The organism is Amycolatopsis sp. NBC_01286, from assembly GCF_035982555.1.
Taxonomy (GTDB): Bacteria; Actinomycetota; Actinomycetes; order Mycobacteriales; family Pseudonocardiaceae; genus Amycolatopsis.
In genome coordinates this window covers 7,731,025-7,745,398 of sequence record NZ_CP108428.1, presented here as the reverse complement: position 1 = coordinate 7,745,398, position 14,374 = coordinate 7,731,025, and the positions used below count along the sequence as shown (strand labels likewise).

Genomic DNA, 14,374 nt, shown 5'->3' with positions numbered 1-14,374 from the left:
GGCGCCCGGGAAAGGTGGGGAAACGCACAGCCGGCGGCCGCCCTGACCGCAGTTTCCGGTGCCCGCGCGACGGAAGTTGTTCGCGGAGCCCCGAACGTGGGTCCGGTGACCGGTGGCCCGCCCGCCGCCGAGCGGGCCACCCACGGTCCAGCGGGTGATCGCGTCCGGCTTCCCGCCTCGCGGAATGATAGGAATGGCCGGTGACCGAACCGAACCTGATCGAAGCCGCCGCGGCCGAGGCCGTCACGCTGACCAGTGAGCTCATCCGCATCGACACCACCAACACCGGGGACCCCGAGACCCTGGTCGGCGAGCGGGCGGCGGCCGAGTACGTCGCGGAGAAGCTGACCGACGCCGGCTACGAGATCACCTACGTCGAGTCGGGTGGGAAGAACCGGCACAACGTCATCGTGCGGCTCGAAGGGGCCGATCGCGAGCGGGGTGGGCTGCTGATCCACGGTCACCTCGACGCCGTGCCGGCCGATCCGTCCGAGTGGTCGGTCCACCCGTTCTCCGGCGCGATCCAGGACGACTACGTCTGGGGCCGCGGCGCGGTCGACATGAAGGACATGTGCGGGATGGCGCTCGCGCTGGCCCGGCACTACAAGATGCACAACGTCGTGCCGCCGCGCGACCTGGTCTTCGCGTTCCTCGCCGACGAAGAGGCGGGCGGCAAGTACGGCGCCCAGTGGCTGGTCGAGAACCGGCCCGAGCTGTTCGAGGGCGTCACCGAGGCGATCAGCGAGGTCGGCGGCTTCTCGATCACGCTGAAGGACGACGTCCGCGCGTACCTGATCGAGACGGCGGAGAAGGGCATCCGCTGGATGAAGCTGCGCGTGCGCGGCACCGCCGGCCACGGCTCGATGATCCACCGCGACAACGCCGTGACGAAGCTGGCCGAAGCCGTCGCGAAGCTCGGCAACCACCGCTTCCCGCTGGTGCTCACCGACTCCGTGAAGGAGTTCCTCGCCGGTGTCACCGAGATCACCGGCTGGGACTTCCCGGAGGACGACCTGGAGGGCTCGGTCGCCAAGCTGGGCAACATCTCCCGGATGATCGGCGCGACCCTGCGCGACACGGCCAACCCGACGATGCTCACCGCCGGCTACAAGTCGAACGTCATCCCGTCGGTGGCCGAGGCGTCGGTGGACTGCCGGATCCTGCCGGGTCGCCTCGAGGCGTTCGACCGCGAGCTCGACGAGCTGCTCGGCCCAGACATCGAGAAGGAGTGGATGGAGCTGCCGCCGGTCGAGACGACCTTCGACGGCGCGCTCGTCGACGCCATGACCGCGGCGATCCTGGCCGAGGACCCGGGCGCGAAGACGTTGCCGTACATGCTTTCCGGCGGCACCGACGCGAAGTCCTTCCAGGACCTCGGCATCCGCAACTTCGGCTTCGCGCCGCTCAAGCTGCCCGCGGACCTCGACTTCTCGGCCCTGTTCCACGGCGTCGACGAGCGCGTCCCGATCGAGGCGCTGAAGTTCGGCACCCGCGTGCTGGACCGGTTCCTGCGCACGTCCTGATGACCGGCTTCGCGCTCGCCGACGGCACGCCGCTGGCGGTCGTCCGCCGGGGCGACCCGGACGCGCCGGTCGCGGTGGTGTTCGTCCACGGCTACGCGCTCGACCAGCGCAGCTGGGACCGGATCGCGCCGCTGGTGCCGGACGCCGCCGAGGGGCCGGTGGCCGTGCTGACCTACGACCAGCGCGGCCACGGCGGGTCCGGGCGGGCGCGCCGCGGGACGGCGACCATGGCCCAGCTCGGCGACGACCTCGCCGAGCTGCTGGAGCGCGAGGTCCCGGCCGGGCGGGTGGTGCTGGTCGGGCACGACATGGGCGGGCTGGCGATCATGTCGCTGTCCCAGCGGCACCCGGAGCTGTTCCGCGCCCGGGTGTCCGGGCTGGCGCTGCTCGCGACGTCGTCGGGCACGCTGGCCACGGAGGTCTCGGCGACCTGGCCGAACGCGCTGGGCAAGCTGGCCCGCGACCTCGAAGCGGTGCTCGGCTCGAAGCTGTTCGGCGTGGTGCACGAGCGCACGAGCCGCGCGGTGAGTGCCGGGCTGCGGTGGTGGCTCTTCGGCGACGACCCCGAGCCGGACCTGGTCGAGCTGACCGTGCAGATGATCCGCGGCAACTGGCCGCACACCGTCTCCCTGTTCCGCCCGGCCCTGGACGCCTACGCGCGTGACGCGGCGTTGACGCAGGTCAGCGGCCTGCCGGTGACGGCGATCGTGGGGGAGCGGGACCGCATCGTCCGGGCCGCCGACGTCGAGCAGTGGGCCGGCGGCCTCGACGACGGCACGGCCGTGGTGCTGCCGGGTGTCGGGCACGTCGTGCCGCTGGAGGCCGCGCCGCAGGTGCTGCCGCGGATCCTCGCTCTGGTGAACGCGAGTTACCGACAAGACGAGAGTTCTTGACAACTCTTCTGTTCGGCACGATGCTGGGCGCATGTTCTCCGTGGCGGTGATCGAAGACCCGGCGGCGGCCGAGGTTTCGCTGGACCCCATCCGGGCCCGGCTCCTGGCCGAGCTGGCGGAACCGGCGTCCGCGACGATGCTGGCCGGGCGGGTCGACCTGCCGCGGCAGAAGGTCAACTACCACCTGCGGGCGCTGGAGGCGCACGGCCTGGTGGAGCTGGTCGAGGAGCGCCGGAAGGGCAACGTCACCGAGCGGATGATGCGGGCGACGGCGTCCTCGTACGTCATCTCGCCGGCGGCCCTGGCCGCGGTGCAGCCGGACCCGGCCCGGTCGCCGGACCGGCTCTCGGCCCGCTGGCTGCTCGCGGTGGCCGGCCGGCTGGTGCGTGACGTCGGCGTGCTCATCACCGGCGCGGCCAAGGCGAACCAGCGGGTCGCCACCTTCGCGCTCGACGGCGAGGTGCGGTTCGCCTCGGCGGCCGACCGGGCCGCGTTCGCCGAGGAGCTAGCGACGGCCGTCACCACGCTGGTGGGGAAGTACCACGACGAGACGGCCGAGAAGGGCCGCAAGCACCGGGTGATCGTCGCCGTGCACCCGAGCGTGCCGGCGACGCCGGGGGAGGAGTCCTGACATGGGCCGCGACTTCGAACGGACCGACGTCGCCGACGTCGACGCGACGCCGGAACAGCTGTGGGCGGCCATCGCCACCGGCCCGGGCATCGACTCGTGGTTCATGGGCCGCAACGAGGTCGAGAGCGGCACCGGCGGTGTCGTCCGCGGCGCCTTCGGCGGCTACCGGTCCGAGTGCGGGATCCGCGAGTGGGAGCCGCTCGAGCGGCTGGTCTACGGCACCGACACCGCGCCCGACGGCCGGCACATCGCCTACGAGTTCCTCATCGAGGGCCGCGAAGGCGGCAGTTCGGTGATCCGGTGCGTCACGAGCGGCTTCCTGCCGGGCGACGACTGGGAGGACGAGTTCGAGGCGATGACGTCGGGCCGGGCGCTGTTCCTGCGCACGCTGGTCGAGTACGTCACGCACTTCGCCGGCCGCGTCGCGGTCCCGGTCACGGCGTTCGGGCCGCCGGTCCCGGACTGGACCGAAGCCTGGGCGAAACTCGGGGCCGCGCTGGGACTTCCGGCCCGGATCGCCGAAGGGGACCGGGTGCGCCTGGACCTCGACGGCCGCGCGCCGGTCGAGGGCGTCGTCTACGTGGCCGACGACCAGGCCGTCGGCATCCGCACGCCCGACGCGATGATCCGGTTCATGCGGGGCTTCCGCGGTCCGGTGGTCGCGGCCCACCACGTTTTCACGCCCGGCGCGGACGGCGAGGTCGAAGAAAAGATCTGGAGCGACTGGCTGGCCCGCGTGTTCGATTGACAATCGAGCGGTAGGCATCGACTATCGATACATGCCTCGCTTACTCGTCGCCTCGCTGCAGACCGTCGTCGCCGGCGCGTTCCTCGTCGGCCTGTACGCCCAGCTCGTCGTGATCCCGACGAGCGCGGCCGACCAGGTCGAGCTGTTCCCGCCGTACGCGCCGATCCGGCTCCCCCTGGTGGCCGCGGCGATCGCGTTCGTGGCGTGCGGGCAGCTCGCGCTCGTCGGCCTCGGGATGCTGCTGCGCCGGGCGAGCCGGGGCACGGTCTTCCAGCCGTCGGCCCTCACCGGGGCGAACGTCGTGGTCGGCGCGACGGCGGCCGCGACCGTGGTCACCGCCGCGGTCTTCGCCTACGTGACCCTCGCCGACATCCCGTCACCGAGCGACGGCATGGAGGTCATCGGCCTCTGGCTCGGCACGGCCGCGGCGGTCGTGGCGGGCACGGCGGCGGTGCTGCTCCTGTTCGCCGGCCGGCACCTGCTGGTCAAGGCGATCGGCCTGCGCACCGAGCTGGACGGCGTCGTCTGACGGCCCGGGGCGCAGCCACCCGAGGCCGGTCGGCGCCGGTCGATCAGGTGGGCAGGCCGCCGGGCAGGGTCTCACCCGTCTTCTTGCGGCGCAGCCAGACCTTGCGGGTGCCGTCGGCGTAGAGCCGCACGTTCCGCAGTTCCCAGCCGGCGAACTCCGCGTGGATGGAGAGCTGGATCGCCGCCGCACGCCGGGACACACCCGGGGGCAGGTGCAGGCGGCGGTACTCCCAATCCCCTTCGACCACCGCCTCGCTGACCGTCGTCATGGCTGGATCACCTGGGTCCCTTCTCCGGCGGCGGAGCCGATGATCACCCGGCCGCTCTGGTCCTCGACCCCCACCGAGTCGGGCTGGCGCACGGTGGGGAACCGGTACTTCTCGACCGGCTCACCGCCGCGGACGTCGAACCCGACCACTTCGTTGCGTGCCGTCAGCGTCACCCAGGCGAGGCTTCGCTTGGCGTCGTAGGCGATCCCGTACGCGCCACCCGGCACCGGGTAGCGCTGCCGCATGATCAGCGGCGACGCCGAGAACGCGATCAGCGCGCCCGCCCGCGCGTCGGTCACCAGGATCCGGCCGTAGGAGTCCGCGACGGCGTTGGCGGCGCCGTCACCCGCCCGCAGGCCTTCGTTGATCTTGCCGCCGGCGACGTCCACGGAGAACACGGCCGTGCGCAGGCGATCCAGTACCACGACACCGTCGCCGGCCGCCAGGACGTCGTCGGCGCTGTAGATCTGCCCGCCGATCGTCCGCGCCGGACCGCTCGCGGGCAGCACCTGGATGTCCTTCGCCGCCCCCATCGCGACCAGCCGATCGGCGCCGTAGGCGATGCTCGACGCCGGCTGCCCGCCCGTCTTCGTCTCCGTGAGCTTCCGGTCCGGCAACGTCAGCTGCTGCACCACACCCTGACCCGGCTCCGCGATCTCCACCCGGCCGGGCGCCACGGTCAACCGTGAAGCTGTGCCGTATAACGGCATATTCACCGGCGGTGACGCAAGCGCGTTCAGGTCGTAGAGCTGCAAAGACGGCTGCCGAGCGAGAGCGACGACCAGCGTCGCCCCCGACACGGCCACCGCGGAAACGGCGGCGCCGGGCAGGACCTGCCCGGCGGGTTTCACGGTGACAGCGGGGGAGACGGCCGGCTGCGCGGCCACCGGGTTCGCGACGATCTGCAGGTCGTCGCTGTCCGACTTGGCCGAGGAGCAGCCGGCGAGCACCAGAACACCGGCGAGCGGGATCGCGATCCGCGACGCGGCGGTGAGCCGACGCACGTTGGTGCCTCCAGATGTCCCTCGACGGGCGGTCTTCACCAGCATCCTCCACGATCGTCTTGCCGTCACGTGCATGTCACCCAACAGACACCTGCCGTGGTGTCGATCACCGGGGCCACCGCTCCGGGTAGCCGGCCTCGATCGCGCTGACGTCGTCGAGCGCCGACCGGATCGCCGGCGGGAGGGTGATGCCCTCCGCCGTGAGGGAGCCGGTGAGCTGGCCGGTGTCGCGGGCGCCGACGACCGGGGCGACCACGCCGGGCCGGTCGCGGACCCAGGCCAGCGCAACGGCGAGCGGGGACGTGCCGAGCCCGTCGGCGGCGGTCGCGACCGCCTGCACGATCCGGGCGGCGCGGTCGGTGCGGTGGTGCTCGACGTACCCGGCGAACACGCTGGAGGCGCCGCGGGAGTCGGCCGGCGTGCCGCTGCGGTACTTGCCGGTCAGCACCCCGCGCCCGAGCGGTGCCCAGGGCAGCAGGCCGATGCCGTGGTGCTCGGCGGCGGGCACGACCTCGCGGTCCACCCCGCGTTCCAGCAGCGAGTACTCGACCTGGGTGGAGACGAGCGGCGCGACCGCGGCGGCCCCGGCGGCGGCCGTCGCCAGCTGCCAGCCGCAGTAGTTGGACACGCCGACGTAGCGGGCCTTGCCGCTGTTGACGGCGTATTCGAGGGCGGCGAGGGTCTCGGCGACCGGCACCGTCGGGTCCCAGGCGTGCAGCTGCCACAGGTCGATGTGGTCGGTGCCGAGGCGTTTCAGCGAGCCGTCGAGCGCCGAGAGCAGCGCGCCGCGGGAGGCGCCACCGCCGAACGGGCCGTCGGTGCGCCGGGCGACGGCCTTCGTCGCGAGGACGATGTCGTCGCGCGGGACGAGATCACCCAGAAGTGAGCCGAGCACCCGTTCGGCTTCGCCTTCGCCGTAGATGTCGGCGGTGTCCACCAGGGTGCCGCCGGCGTCGACGAAGGCGACCAGCTGGCTCGCCGCTTCCTCCGCGTCGGTGTCGCCACCCCAGGTCATGGTGCCGAGCGCCATCCGCGAGACCCGCAGTCCCGAGCGGCCCAGCTGTCGCTTTTCCACGACCGCCGAGCCTAGTGGGCCGCCCCGGCCGGACCTGACCAAGGTGAGTCGTGTCGCCCACAAGGGCCCCCGTTAGGGTCTGGCCCCGTGCGACTCGGACTGAATCTCGGCTACTGGGGAGCGGGGAACGACCCCGCGAACCTGGCCCTGGCGAAACAAGCGGACGAACTCGGCTACGCCGTCGTGTGGGCGGCGGAGGCCTACGGTTCGGACGCCGTGACGGTGCTTTCCTGGATCGCGGCGCAGACGTCGCGGATCGACGTCGGCGCCGCGGTGCTGCAGATCCCGGCGCGGACCCCGGCGATGACCGCGATGACCGCCGCCACCCTGGACACGCTCTCGGGCGGCCGGTTCCGGCTCGGCCTCGGCGTCTCCGGACCGCAGGTGTCCGAGGGCTGGCACGGCGTGCGGTTCGCGTCGCCGCTGGGCCGCACCCGCGAGTACGTCGGGATCGTGCGCAGCGCGCTGCGCCGCGAGCGGCTGAAGTTCGAGGGCGAGCACTTCACGCTCCCGCTGCCGGACGGCCCCGGCAAGGCGCTGCGGCTGACCGTCCGCCCGGCGCGCAAGCACATCCCGCTGTACCTGGCCGCGATCGGGCCGAAGAACCTGGCGCTGACCGGCGAGATCGCCGACGGCTGGCTGCCGGTGTTCTTCTCGCCCGCCCACGCGGGGGAGCAGCTCGCGCAGATCCGGGCCGGCGCCGACGCGGCCGGGCGGTCGATGGACGGCTTCGACGTCGTCCCGACCGTGCCCCTGGTCGTCGGCGACGACTGGCGGGCCTGCGCGGACGCCGTCCGCGGGTACGCGGCGCTCTACCTCGGCGGCATGGGCAGCCGGGAGAAGAACTTCTACAACCAGCTGGCCTGCCGGATGGGCTTCGCAGCCGAAGCCGCCGAAGTGCAGGAGAAGTACCTGACCCGCGACCGCGCGGGGGCGATGGCGGCGGTGCCGCTGGAGTTCCTCGACGCCACGTCGCTGCTCGGACCCAAGGAACGGATCGCGGAGAAGATGACCCAATTCGCCGAAGCCGGCGTGACGACCCTGTCGGTGTCGTCGTTCAGCCCCGACCCGGGGGCCGCCCTGCGCACGGCCGTCGAGGCGCTCGAGCTGGCGGGGGTGGCCTGACGTGGGGTGGTTCGAATCGCTCGTCCTGGGCCTGGTCCAGGGTTTGACGGAGTTCCTGCCGATCTCCTCGAGCGCGCACCTGCGGATCGTCGCGGCGCTCGTCGGCTGGGACGACCCGGGGGCGGCGTTCACCGCCGTCACCCAGATCGGCACCGAGCTCGCGGTGATCCTCTACTTCGGCAAGAAGATCGGGAAGATCCTGCAGGCCTGGTTCTTCTCGCTGTACAAACCGGACTGGCGCCGGGACCCGGACGCCCGGCTGGGCTGGCTGATCATCGTCGGCTCGCTGCCGATCGTGGTGCTCGGCCTGCTGCTGCAGGACGCCATCGACAGCGCGTTCCGCGACCTGCGGATCACCGCGACCGTGCTCATCGTGTTCGGCCTGATCCTGCTGGTCGCCGACCGGATCGGGAAGCAGGAGCGCGGCCTGGACGAGCTGACCGTGCCGCACGGCCTCGGTTTCGGGTTCGCCCAGGCGCTGGCGCTCATCCCCGGCGTCTCCCGCTCGGGCGGCACGACCAGCGCGGGCCTGCTGATGGGCTACACCCGCGCCGAGGCGGCCGAGTACTCGTTCCTGCTGGCGCTGCCCGCGGTGTTCGGCTCGGGCGTGTACAAGCTCAAGGACATCGGCTCGGGCGGCGTACCGGCCCAGTGGGGCCCGACGATCCTGGCCACGCTGGTCGCCTTCGGCGTCGGCTACCTGGTGATCGCCTGGCTGATGGCCTACATCAAGAAGCGCAGCTTCGTGCCGTTCGTGGTCTACCGCCTGGTTCTGGGCGTGCTGCTGTTCGTCCTCATCTTCACCGGCGCCCTGGACCCGAACGCCGGGCCGGTCGGCAGCTGATCGTCGCGGGTCACCCGCGTTGCCGCCCAGTACCCGGGAGGATGATCGGCGGCAACGTAGGGTGGGTCCTGTGAGTACGGTCATTCTGGTCAGGCACGGCAAGTCGACGGCCAACGGATCCGGCATCCTGGCCGGGCGGTCCCCGAAGGTGAACCTCGACGACACGGGCCGGGCCCAGGCGGAGAAGCTCGTCGAACGCCTCGACGGCGTCCCGCTGGCTGGCGTGGTCGTGTCGCCGATGCTGCGGTGCAAGCAGACCGTCGCGCCGCTGCTGGCGGCGCGGGGGATCGGGAAGACCGTCGAGCCCGGGCTGTCCGAAGTGGACTACGGCGACTGGACCGGCAAGGAGCTCAAGCACCTGGCCAAGGAACCGCTCTGGCGCGTCGTGCAGGCGCACGCCTCCGCCGCGGTGTTCCCCGGCGGCGAGGGGCTCGCGCAGATGCAGGCCCGCTCGGTGGCCGCGGTCCGGGCCCACGACCGCCGGATCGCCGCCGAGCACGGCGACCACGCCGTCTGGTTGCTGTGCAGCCACGGCGACGTGATCAAGTCCCTCATCGCCGACGCCCTCGGCCAGCACCTCGACGCCTTCCAGCGGATCGTCGTCGACCCGTCGTCGATCTCGGTCGTGCGCTACACCGAGACCCGGCCGTTCGTCCTGCGCGTCAACGACCACAGCGGTGACTTCCGCGGCATCGTGCCGCCCGCGCCGAAACCGGCGAAGCGGGGCAAAAAGGCCGCGAAGGACGCCTCGAGCAGCGACGCGGTCGTCGGCGGTACCACCGGCCGGTGACCCCGGCCACCTACGGAAAGCGCTGACATCGCTCCCGGGGGAGCACGTAGGGTGGCGGGACCGAGTGTTTTCCCCGACCAGGAGCCTGCCCCGAGATGATTTCGCCGGACAATCCGTTCGCCGCACCCAGCGAGCTGCCCTACGCCCTGCCGCCCTTCGACCGGATTTCCGACGAGCACTACCGGCCCGCGTTCGAGGCGGGCCTGGCCGAGCACGCCGCCGAGATCGAGCAGATCGCGGCGCAGGACGCCGAGCCGACGTTCGAGAACACCGTCGAGGCCCTCGAACGCGCCGGGGAGCTGCTCGGCCGCGTGGCGAGCGTCTTCTACAACCTGGCCGGCTCCAACAGCACCGACGAGATCCAGGCCATCCAGGCGGAGTTCGCGCCGAAGCTGGCCGCCCACCACGACGCGATCCACCTCAACCCGCGGCTGTTCGCCCGGATCGACGCGCTCCACGCCCGGCGCGAAGACCTCGGGCTGGACGAGGAGTCGCTGCGGCTGCTGGAACGCCGGCACACCGACTTCAGCCGCGCCGGCGCCGGGCTCGGCGAGGCCGAGCAGGCCCGCCTGCGCGAGCTCAACGGGCAGCTCTCGACGCTGCAGACCAAGTTCCAGCAGAACCTGCTCAAGGACACCAACGAGCTGGCCGTCGTCATCGGCGACCGCGCCGAGCTGGCCGGCTTCGGTGACAGCGCGATCGCCACGGCGGCCGAAGCGGCGGCTTCCCGCGGGGAGACCGGCAAGTACGTCATCAACCTGACGCTGCCGACCAGCCAGGCTTCGCCCCTGGAGACGCTCAGCGACCGTGACGTGCGTGAGCGGATCCACACCGCGTCGATGGCGCGTGGCAACCAGGGCAACGACCAGGACAACAACGCCGTCGTCGCCGAGATCGCGCACCTGCGCGCCGAACGCGCCGCGCTGCTGGGCTATCCGAACCACGCCGCGTACGTCATCGCGGACGAGACGGCGAAGACCGCCGAGGCGGCCGCCGGGCTGCTCGAGCGCCTCGCCCCGGCCGCCGTCGCGAACGCCCGCACCGAAGCCGCGGAGCTGCAGAAGCTGCTGGAGGCCGACGTCCCGGGCGCGAAGCTGCGGCCGTCGGACTGGCCGTACTACGCCGCGCAGGTCCGCCGTGAGCGCTTCGACGTCGACACCGAGGGCCTGCGGCCGTACTTCGAGGCCGACCGGGTGTACCTCGACGGCGTCTTCTTCGCCGCCAGCAAGCTGTACGGCCTGACCTTCACCGAGCGCCACGACCTGCCCGTCTACCACCCGGAGGTCCGCACCTTCGAGGTCTTCGACACCGACGGCACCGCGCTCGGGCTGTACCTGCTCGACCTCTACACCCGCGACGCCAAGCGCGGCGGCGCCTGGATGAACACCTTCGTCGACCAGTCCGACCTGCTCGGCGAGCGCACGGTCGTGGTGAACGTGCTCAACGTCAACAAGCCGCCGGCGGGGGAGCCCACCCTGCTGACCTTCGACGAGGTCGTCACCGCGTTCCACGAGTTCGGGCACGCGCTCCACGCGCTGGTCTCGGCGGTGCGCTACCCGACGTTCTCCGGCACCAACGTGCCGCGCGACTTCGTCGAGTACCCGTCGCAGGTCAACGAGATGTGGATGCTGTGGCCGGAGGTCCTGGCCCACTACGCCAAGCACCACGTGACCGGTGAGCCGCTGCCCGCCGAGCAGGTCGAGAAGCTCCTCGCCGCCCAGCAGTACGGCGAAGGCTTCTCCACCACCGAATACCTCGCGGCATCCCTGCTCGACCAGGCCTGGCACGGCCTCGGCGTCGACGACCACGTGGGGGAGGTGCAGCGGTTCGAGACCGCCGCCCTCGTCAAGGCCGGTGTGGCGCTCGAAAGCGTGCCGCCGCGCTACCGCACCACCTACTTCGCCCACGTCTTCAGCGGTGGCTACAGCGCCGGGTACTACTCCTACATCTGGAGCGAAGTCCTCGACGCCGACACCGTCCAGTGGTTCCGCGAGAGCGGCGGCCTGACCCGCGAGAACGGCGACCACTTCCGCCGCACCCTGCTGGGGAAGGGGGGCAGCGTCGACCCGATGGACGCCTTCCGCGCCTTCCGCGGCCGCGACCCCGAGATCGAACCCCTGCTCATCCGCCGCGGCATCAACGGCGTCTGAGGCATCTGACCAACCCTGCTGGACCCGGACCACCACATCCGGGTCCAGCAGCATCTCTAAGTGTATAACGCCCTATACTGCGGGGCTGGTTTCAAGAAGATCAGCGGTCCTGTAGCTGTTACAAACCAGCAAAGACCAGGGAAGTCAGGCCGTCGCCTGTTCGCGGGTGACGATGTGGTCGATGAAGCCGTACGCCAGTGCTTCGCCGGCGTCGAACCAGCGGTCGCGGTCGGCGTCGGCGGTGATCCGCTCGACGCTCTGGCCGGTCTGCTGCGCGGTGAGCTCGGCCATGCGGAGCTTCATCTTGCCGAACACCTCGGCCTGGATGGCGATGTCCGTGGCGGCGCCGCTGATCCCGGCCGACGGCTGGTGCATGACGATGCGCGTGTTGGGCAGCAGGTAGCGCTTGCCGGGGGTGCCCGAGGTCAGCAGGAACTGGCCCATGGACGCGACGAAGCCGAGGCCCCAGGTGGAGACGTCGGGTTTGACGAGCTGCATGGTGTCGTAGATGGCCATGCCGGCCGTGACGGAGCCGCCGGGTGAGTTGATGTAGAAGGTGATGTCCTTCTCGGGGTCGTCGGCGGCGAGCAGGAGCAGCTGGGCGACGATCCGGTTGGCGACGTCGTCGGTGACTTCGGTGCCGAGGAAGACGATGCGGTCGCGCAGGAGCTGTTCGTTGACGGAGTCGGTGAAGGACTGGCCGGGTGTCTGCATGTCGGGTACGGCGAGGAGGGTCATGGGCCCGACCGTAGGGTGCTGGGGGTGTGGTGGTGATCGTCGTTCGCTGTGGGCGTGCGAGTTTCGCTCCGGGCGATCACCGGGGATGGGGGGCGCGTGATGGCGTCGATCGAAGAGTTCGTGGTGCCGGGCCAGGGGCCGTACGGGGTCGTGGCCGGGCCGGATGGCGGGTTGTGGTTCACGCTGGTCCACAGTGGGCAGATCGGCCGCATGAGCACCGCGTATGAGGTGACGACCTATCAGCTGGACCCGGCGACGACCGGGCCGACGGTGATCACGCCGGGGCCGGACGGCGCGTTGTGGTTCACGGAGTACCAGGGGAACCGGATCGGGCGGATCACGACCGAGGGGGCGGTGTCGTCGTTCGCGGTGCCGACGCCGTACGGCATCACGGCGGGGCCGGACGGGGCGCTGTGGTTCACCGAGATCAACGCCGATCGGGTCGGCCGGATCACCGTCGAGGGTGAGGTGACGGAGTTTCGCCTGCCGGTTTCGGGTGCGTTCCCGTCCATGATCACCGCGGGTTCCGACGGGGCGTTGTGGGTCACCTTGAACCAGGCGAACGCGATCGGGCGGATCACGACGTCCGGTGAGGTTTCGGTGTACCCGTTGCCGACGGAGGCCGCGGCACCGGTGGGGATCACGGCCGGGCCGGACGGCGCGTTGTGGTTTGTGGAGATCGGTGCGGGTCAGGTCGGGCGGATCGACACCGGCGGGGAGGTCGTCGAGTTCCCGTTGCCGGACCGCGGGTCGCGGCCGCACGCGATCGTGGCGGGCCCGGATGGGGCCTGCTGGTTCACGGTGTGGGGTGGTAACCGGATCGGGCGGATCACGGTGGACGGCGTGATCACCGAGGTGGAGCTGTCGACGCCGGGGTCGGAGCCGCATGGGATCGCGGTGGGTCCGGACGGTGCACTGTGGACGGCGCTGGAGATCGGGAAGCTGGCGCGGATCTCGTACTGACGCGGAAAGGGTCGCCGTCCACATCGGACGGCGACCCTTTCGCTACGAGGTACTGGCTCAGATGAGGCCGAGCTTCTGGACGGTGTCGCGCTCCTCGACGAGCTCCGCGACGGAGGCGTCGATGCGGGCGCGGGAGAAGTCGTCGATCTCGAGGCCCTGGACGATCTTGTACTCGCCGCCGGCGGCGGTGACCGGGAACGACGAGATGATGCCTTCGGGGACGCCGTAGGAGCCGTCGGAGACGACGGCGGCGGAGGTCCAGTCGCCGTCGTTGGTGCCGTTGACCCAGGTGTGGACGTGGTCGATGGCGGCGGACGCGGCCGAGGCGGCCGAGGAGAGGCCGCGGGCCTCGATGATCGCCGCGCCGCGCTTGGCGACGGTGGGGATGAAGTCGCTCTCGAGCCAGGCCTGGTCGAGGTCGACGGTCTTGCCGTTGACCTCGGCGTGCTGGACCGAGGGGTACTGGGTGGCGGAGTGGTTGCCCCAGATCGCGAGCTTCTTGATGTCGGTGACGGAGACGCCGAGCTTCTTGGAGAGCTGGGCGAGCGCGCGGTTGTGGTCGAGGCGGGTCATCGCGGTGAAGCGGTCGGCCGGCACGTCGGGGGCGTGGGACTGGGCGATGAGGGCGTTGGTGTTGGCGGGGTTGCCGACGACGAGGACCTTGATGTCGGAGGCGGCGCCGGCGTTGATGGCTTCGCCCTGGGGCTTGAAGATGCCGCCGTTGGCTTCGAGGAGGTCGCCGCGCTCCATGCCCTTGCTGCGGGGGCGGGCGCCGACGAGGAGGGCGATGTTGGTGCCTTCGAAGGCCTGCTTGGGGTCGTCGAAGATGTCGATGCCGGCGAGGAGCGGGAAGGCGCCGTCGTCGAGTTCCATCGCGGTGCCCTCGGCCGCCTTGACCGCCTGCGGGATCTCGAGGAGCCGCAGCTTCACCGGGACGTCCTGGCCGAGGAGCTGACCGGACGCGATGCGGAAGAGCAGCGCGTAGCCGATCTGGCCGGCGGCGCCGGTGACGGTCACGTTGACGGGGGCTTGGGTCATAGCGCTACTCCAGCTTGAAATCGAGACGACTTTGGCTTGTGCGTCGGAGCCTATC

15 protein-coding genes are annotated in these 14,374 nt (G+C 71.3%); 10 read left to right on the top strand and 5 right to left on the bottom strand.

Annotated features, from left to right (window positions below):
* Positions 1–200 precede the first annotated feature (200 nt).
* The 5 genes from OG570_RS36005 to OG570_RS35985 are packed head-to-tail and all read left to right on the top strand — an operon-like array spanning position 201 to position 4,324.
* Complete coding sequence (locus OG570_RS36005; RefSeq protein ID WP_326949547.1) at positions 201–1,523, top strand: M20/M25/M40 family metallo-hydrolase; 1,323 nt, start codon at positions 201–203, stop codon at positions 1,521–1,523.
* Positions 1,523–2,416, top strand: coding sequence for an alpha/beta fold hydrolase (locus OG570_RS36000; RefSeq protein ID WP_326949548.1), 894 nt, complete (start codon positions 1,523–1,525; stop codon positions 2,414–2,416). Before OG570_RS36005 ends, OG570_RS36000 begins: the two co-directional genes overlap by 1 nt.
* Before the next feature lie 31 nt (positions 2,417–2,447).
* Entirely contained in the window at positions 2,448–3,047 is a 600-nt protein-coding gene (locus tag OG570_RS35995; RefSeq protein ID WP_326953348.1) for an ArsR/SmtB family transcription factor, read from the top strand.
* Between the two features lies 1 nt (position 3,048).
* A complete protein-coding gene (locus OG570_RS35990; protein ID WP_326953347.1) occupies positions 3,049–3,795 on the top strand; it encodes an SRPBCC family protein in 747 nt (248 codons plus the stop codon).
* 31 nt (positions 3,796–3,826) lie between these two features.
* Positions 3,827–4,324, top strand: coding sequence for a DUF2975 domain-containing protein (locus tag OG570_RS35985; RefSeq protein WP_326953346.1), 498 nt, complete (start codon positions 3,827–3,829; stop codon positions 4,322–4,324).
* A gap of 43 nt (positions 4,325–4,367) precedes the next feature.
* On the opposite strand, the gene OG570_RS35980 is transcribed toward OG570_RS35985, so the two are convergent.
* From OG570_RS35980 to OG570_RS35970, 3 genes are all read right to left on the bottom strand, one after another.
* A complete protein-coding gene (locus OG570_RS35980) occupies positions 4,368–4,592 on the bottom strand; it encodes a DUF5703 family protein (protein ID WP_247051714.1) in 225 nt (74 codons plus the stop codon).
* A complete protein-coding gene (locus OG570_RS35975; RefSeq protein WP_326960258.1) occupies positions 4,589–5,596 on the bottom strand; it encodes a hypothetical protein in 1,008 nt (335 codons plus the stop codon). The genes OG570_RS35980 and OG570_RS35975 overlap by 4 nt, the downstream gene beginning before the upstream one ends.
* Positions 5,597–5,702: 106 nt before the next feature.
* Complete coding sequence (locus tag OG570_RS35970) at positions 5,703–6,671, bottom strand: aldo/keto reductase (protein ID WP_326953345.1); 969 nt, start codon at positions 6,669–6,671, stop codon at positions 5,703–5,705.
* Between the two features lie 87 nt (positions 6,672–6,758).
* Between OG570_RS35970 and OG570_RS35965 the strand changes: the two genes are divergently transcribed.
* The 4 genes from OG570_RS35965 (at position 6,759) to OG570_RS35950 (ending at position 11,580) form a co-directional block, all read left to right on the top strand.
* Positions 6,759–7,796: an LLM class F420-dependent oxidoreductase gene (locus tag OG570_RS35965; protein ID WP_326953344.1), complete on the top strand. Its 1,038-nt coding sequence runs from the start codon at positions 6,759–6,761 to the stop codon at positions 7,794–7,796.
* Between the two features lies 1 nt (position 7,797).
* On the top strand, positions 7,798–8,640 hold the full coding sequence (locus OG570_RS35960; protein ID WP_326949554.1) for an undecaprenyl-diphosphate phosphatase: 843 nt from the start codon (positions 7,798–7,800) through the stop codon (positions 8,638–8,640).
* Positions 8,641–8,710: 70 nt separating this feature from the next.
* Positions 8,711–9,430, top strand: a complete 720-nt coding sequence (locus OG570_RS35955) for a histidine phosphatase family protein (protein WP_326953343.1) — start codon at positions 8,711–8,713, stop codon at positions 9,428–9,430.
* A gap of 95 nt (positions 9,431–9,525) precedes the next feature.
* Positions 9,526–11,580, top strand: a complete 2,055-nt coding sequence (locus OG570_RS35950) for a M3 family metallopeptidase (protein WP_326953342.1) — start codon at positions 9,526–9,528, stop codon at positions 11,578–11,580.
* 144 nt (positions 11,581–11,724) lie between these two features.
* Here the strand turns inward: OG570_RS35950 and OG570_RS35945 are convergent, their stop codons facing one another.
* Positions 11,725–12,318 (bottom strand): ClpP family protease, encoded by a 594-nt coding sequence (locus tag OG570_RS35945; RefSeq protein ID WP_247051721.1) that lies wholly within the window; start codon positions 12,316–12,318, stop codon positions 11,725–11,727.
* Positions 12,319–12,417: 99 nt separating this feature from the next.
* Between OG570_RS35945 and OG570_RS35940 the strand changes: the two genes are divergently transcribed.
* Positions 12,418–13,281, top strand: coding sequence for a Vgb family protein (locus OG570_RS35940; protein WP_326953341.1), 864 nt, complete (start codon positions 12,418–12,420; stop codon positions 13,279–13,281).
* Between the two features lie 57 nt (positions 13,282–13,338).
* On the opposite strand, the gene OG570_RS35935 is transcribed toward OG570_RS35940, so the two are convergent.
* Positions 13,339–14,319 (bottom strand): malate dehydrogenase, encoded by a 981-nt coding sequence (locus OG570_RS35935; RefSeq protein ID WP_326953340.1) that lies wholly within the window; start codon positions 14,317–14,319, stop codon positions 13,339–13,341.
* Between the last annotated feature and the right edge of the window lie 55 nt (positions 14,320–14,374).

Coding starts and splice junctions, on each gene's coding strand:
- OG570_RS36000 (WP_326949548.1), top strand. CDS start 1,523: ATGACCGGCTTCGCGCTCGCCGACGGCACGCCGCTGGCGGTCGTCCGC.
- OG570_RS35995 (WP_326953348.1), top strand. CDS start 2,448: ATGTTCTCCGTGGCGGTGATCGAAGACCCGGCGGCGGCCGAGGTTTCG.
- OG570_RS35990 (WP_326953347.1), top strand. CDS start 3,049: ATGGGCCGCGACTTCGAACGGACCGACGTCGCCGACGTCGACGCGACG.
- OG570_RS35985 (WP_326953346.1), top strand. CDS start 3,827: ATGCCTCGCTTACTCGTCGCCTCGCTGCAGACCGTCGTCGCCGGCGCG.
- OG570_RS35980 (WP_247051714.1), bottom strand. CDS start 4,592: ATGACGACGGTCAGCGAGGCGGTGGTCGAAGGGGATTGGGAGTACCGC.
- OG570_RS35950 (WP_326953342.1), top strand. CDS start 9,526: ATGATTTCGCCGGACAATCCGTTCGCCGCACCCAGCGAGCTGCCCTAC.
- OG570_RS35945 (WP_247051721.1), bottom strand. CDS start 12,318: ATGACCCTCCTCGCCGTACCCGACATGCAGACACCCGGCCAGTCCTTC.
- OG570_RS35940 (WP_326953341.1), top strand. CDS start 12,418: ATGGCGTCGATCGAAGAGTTCGTGGTGCCGGGCCAGGGGCCGTACGGG.
- OG570_RS35935 (WP_326953340.1), bottom strand. CDS start 14,319: ATGACCCAAGCCCCCGTCAACGTGACCGTCACCGGCGCCGCCGGCCAG.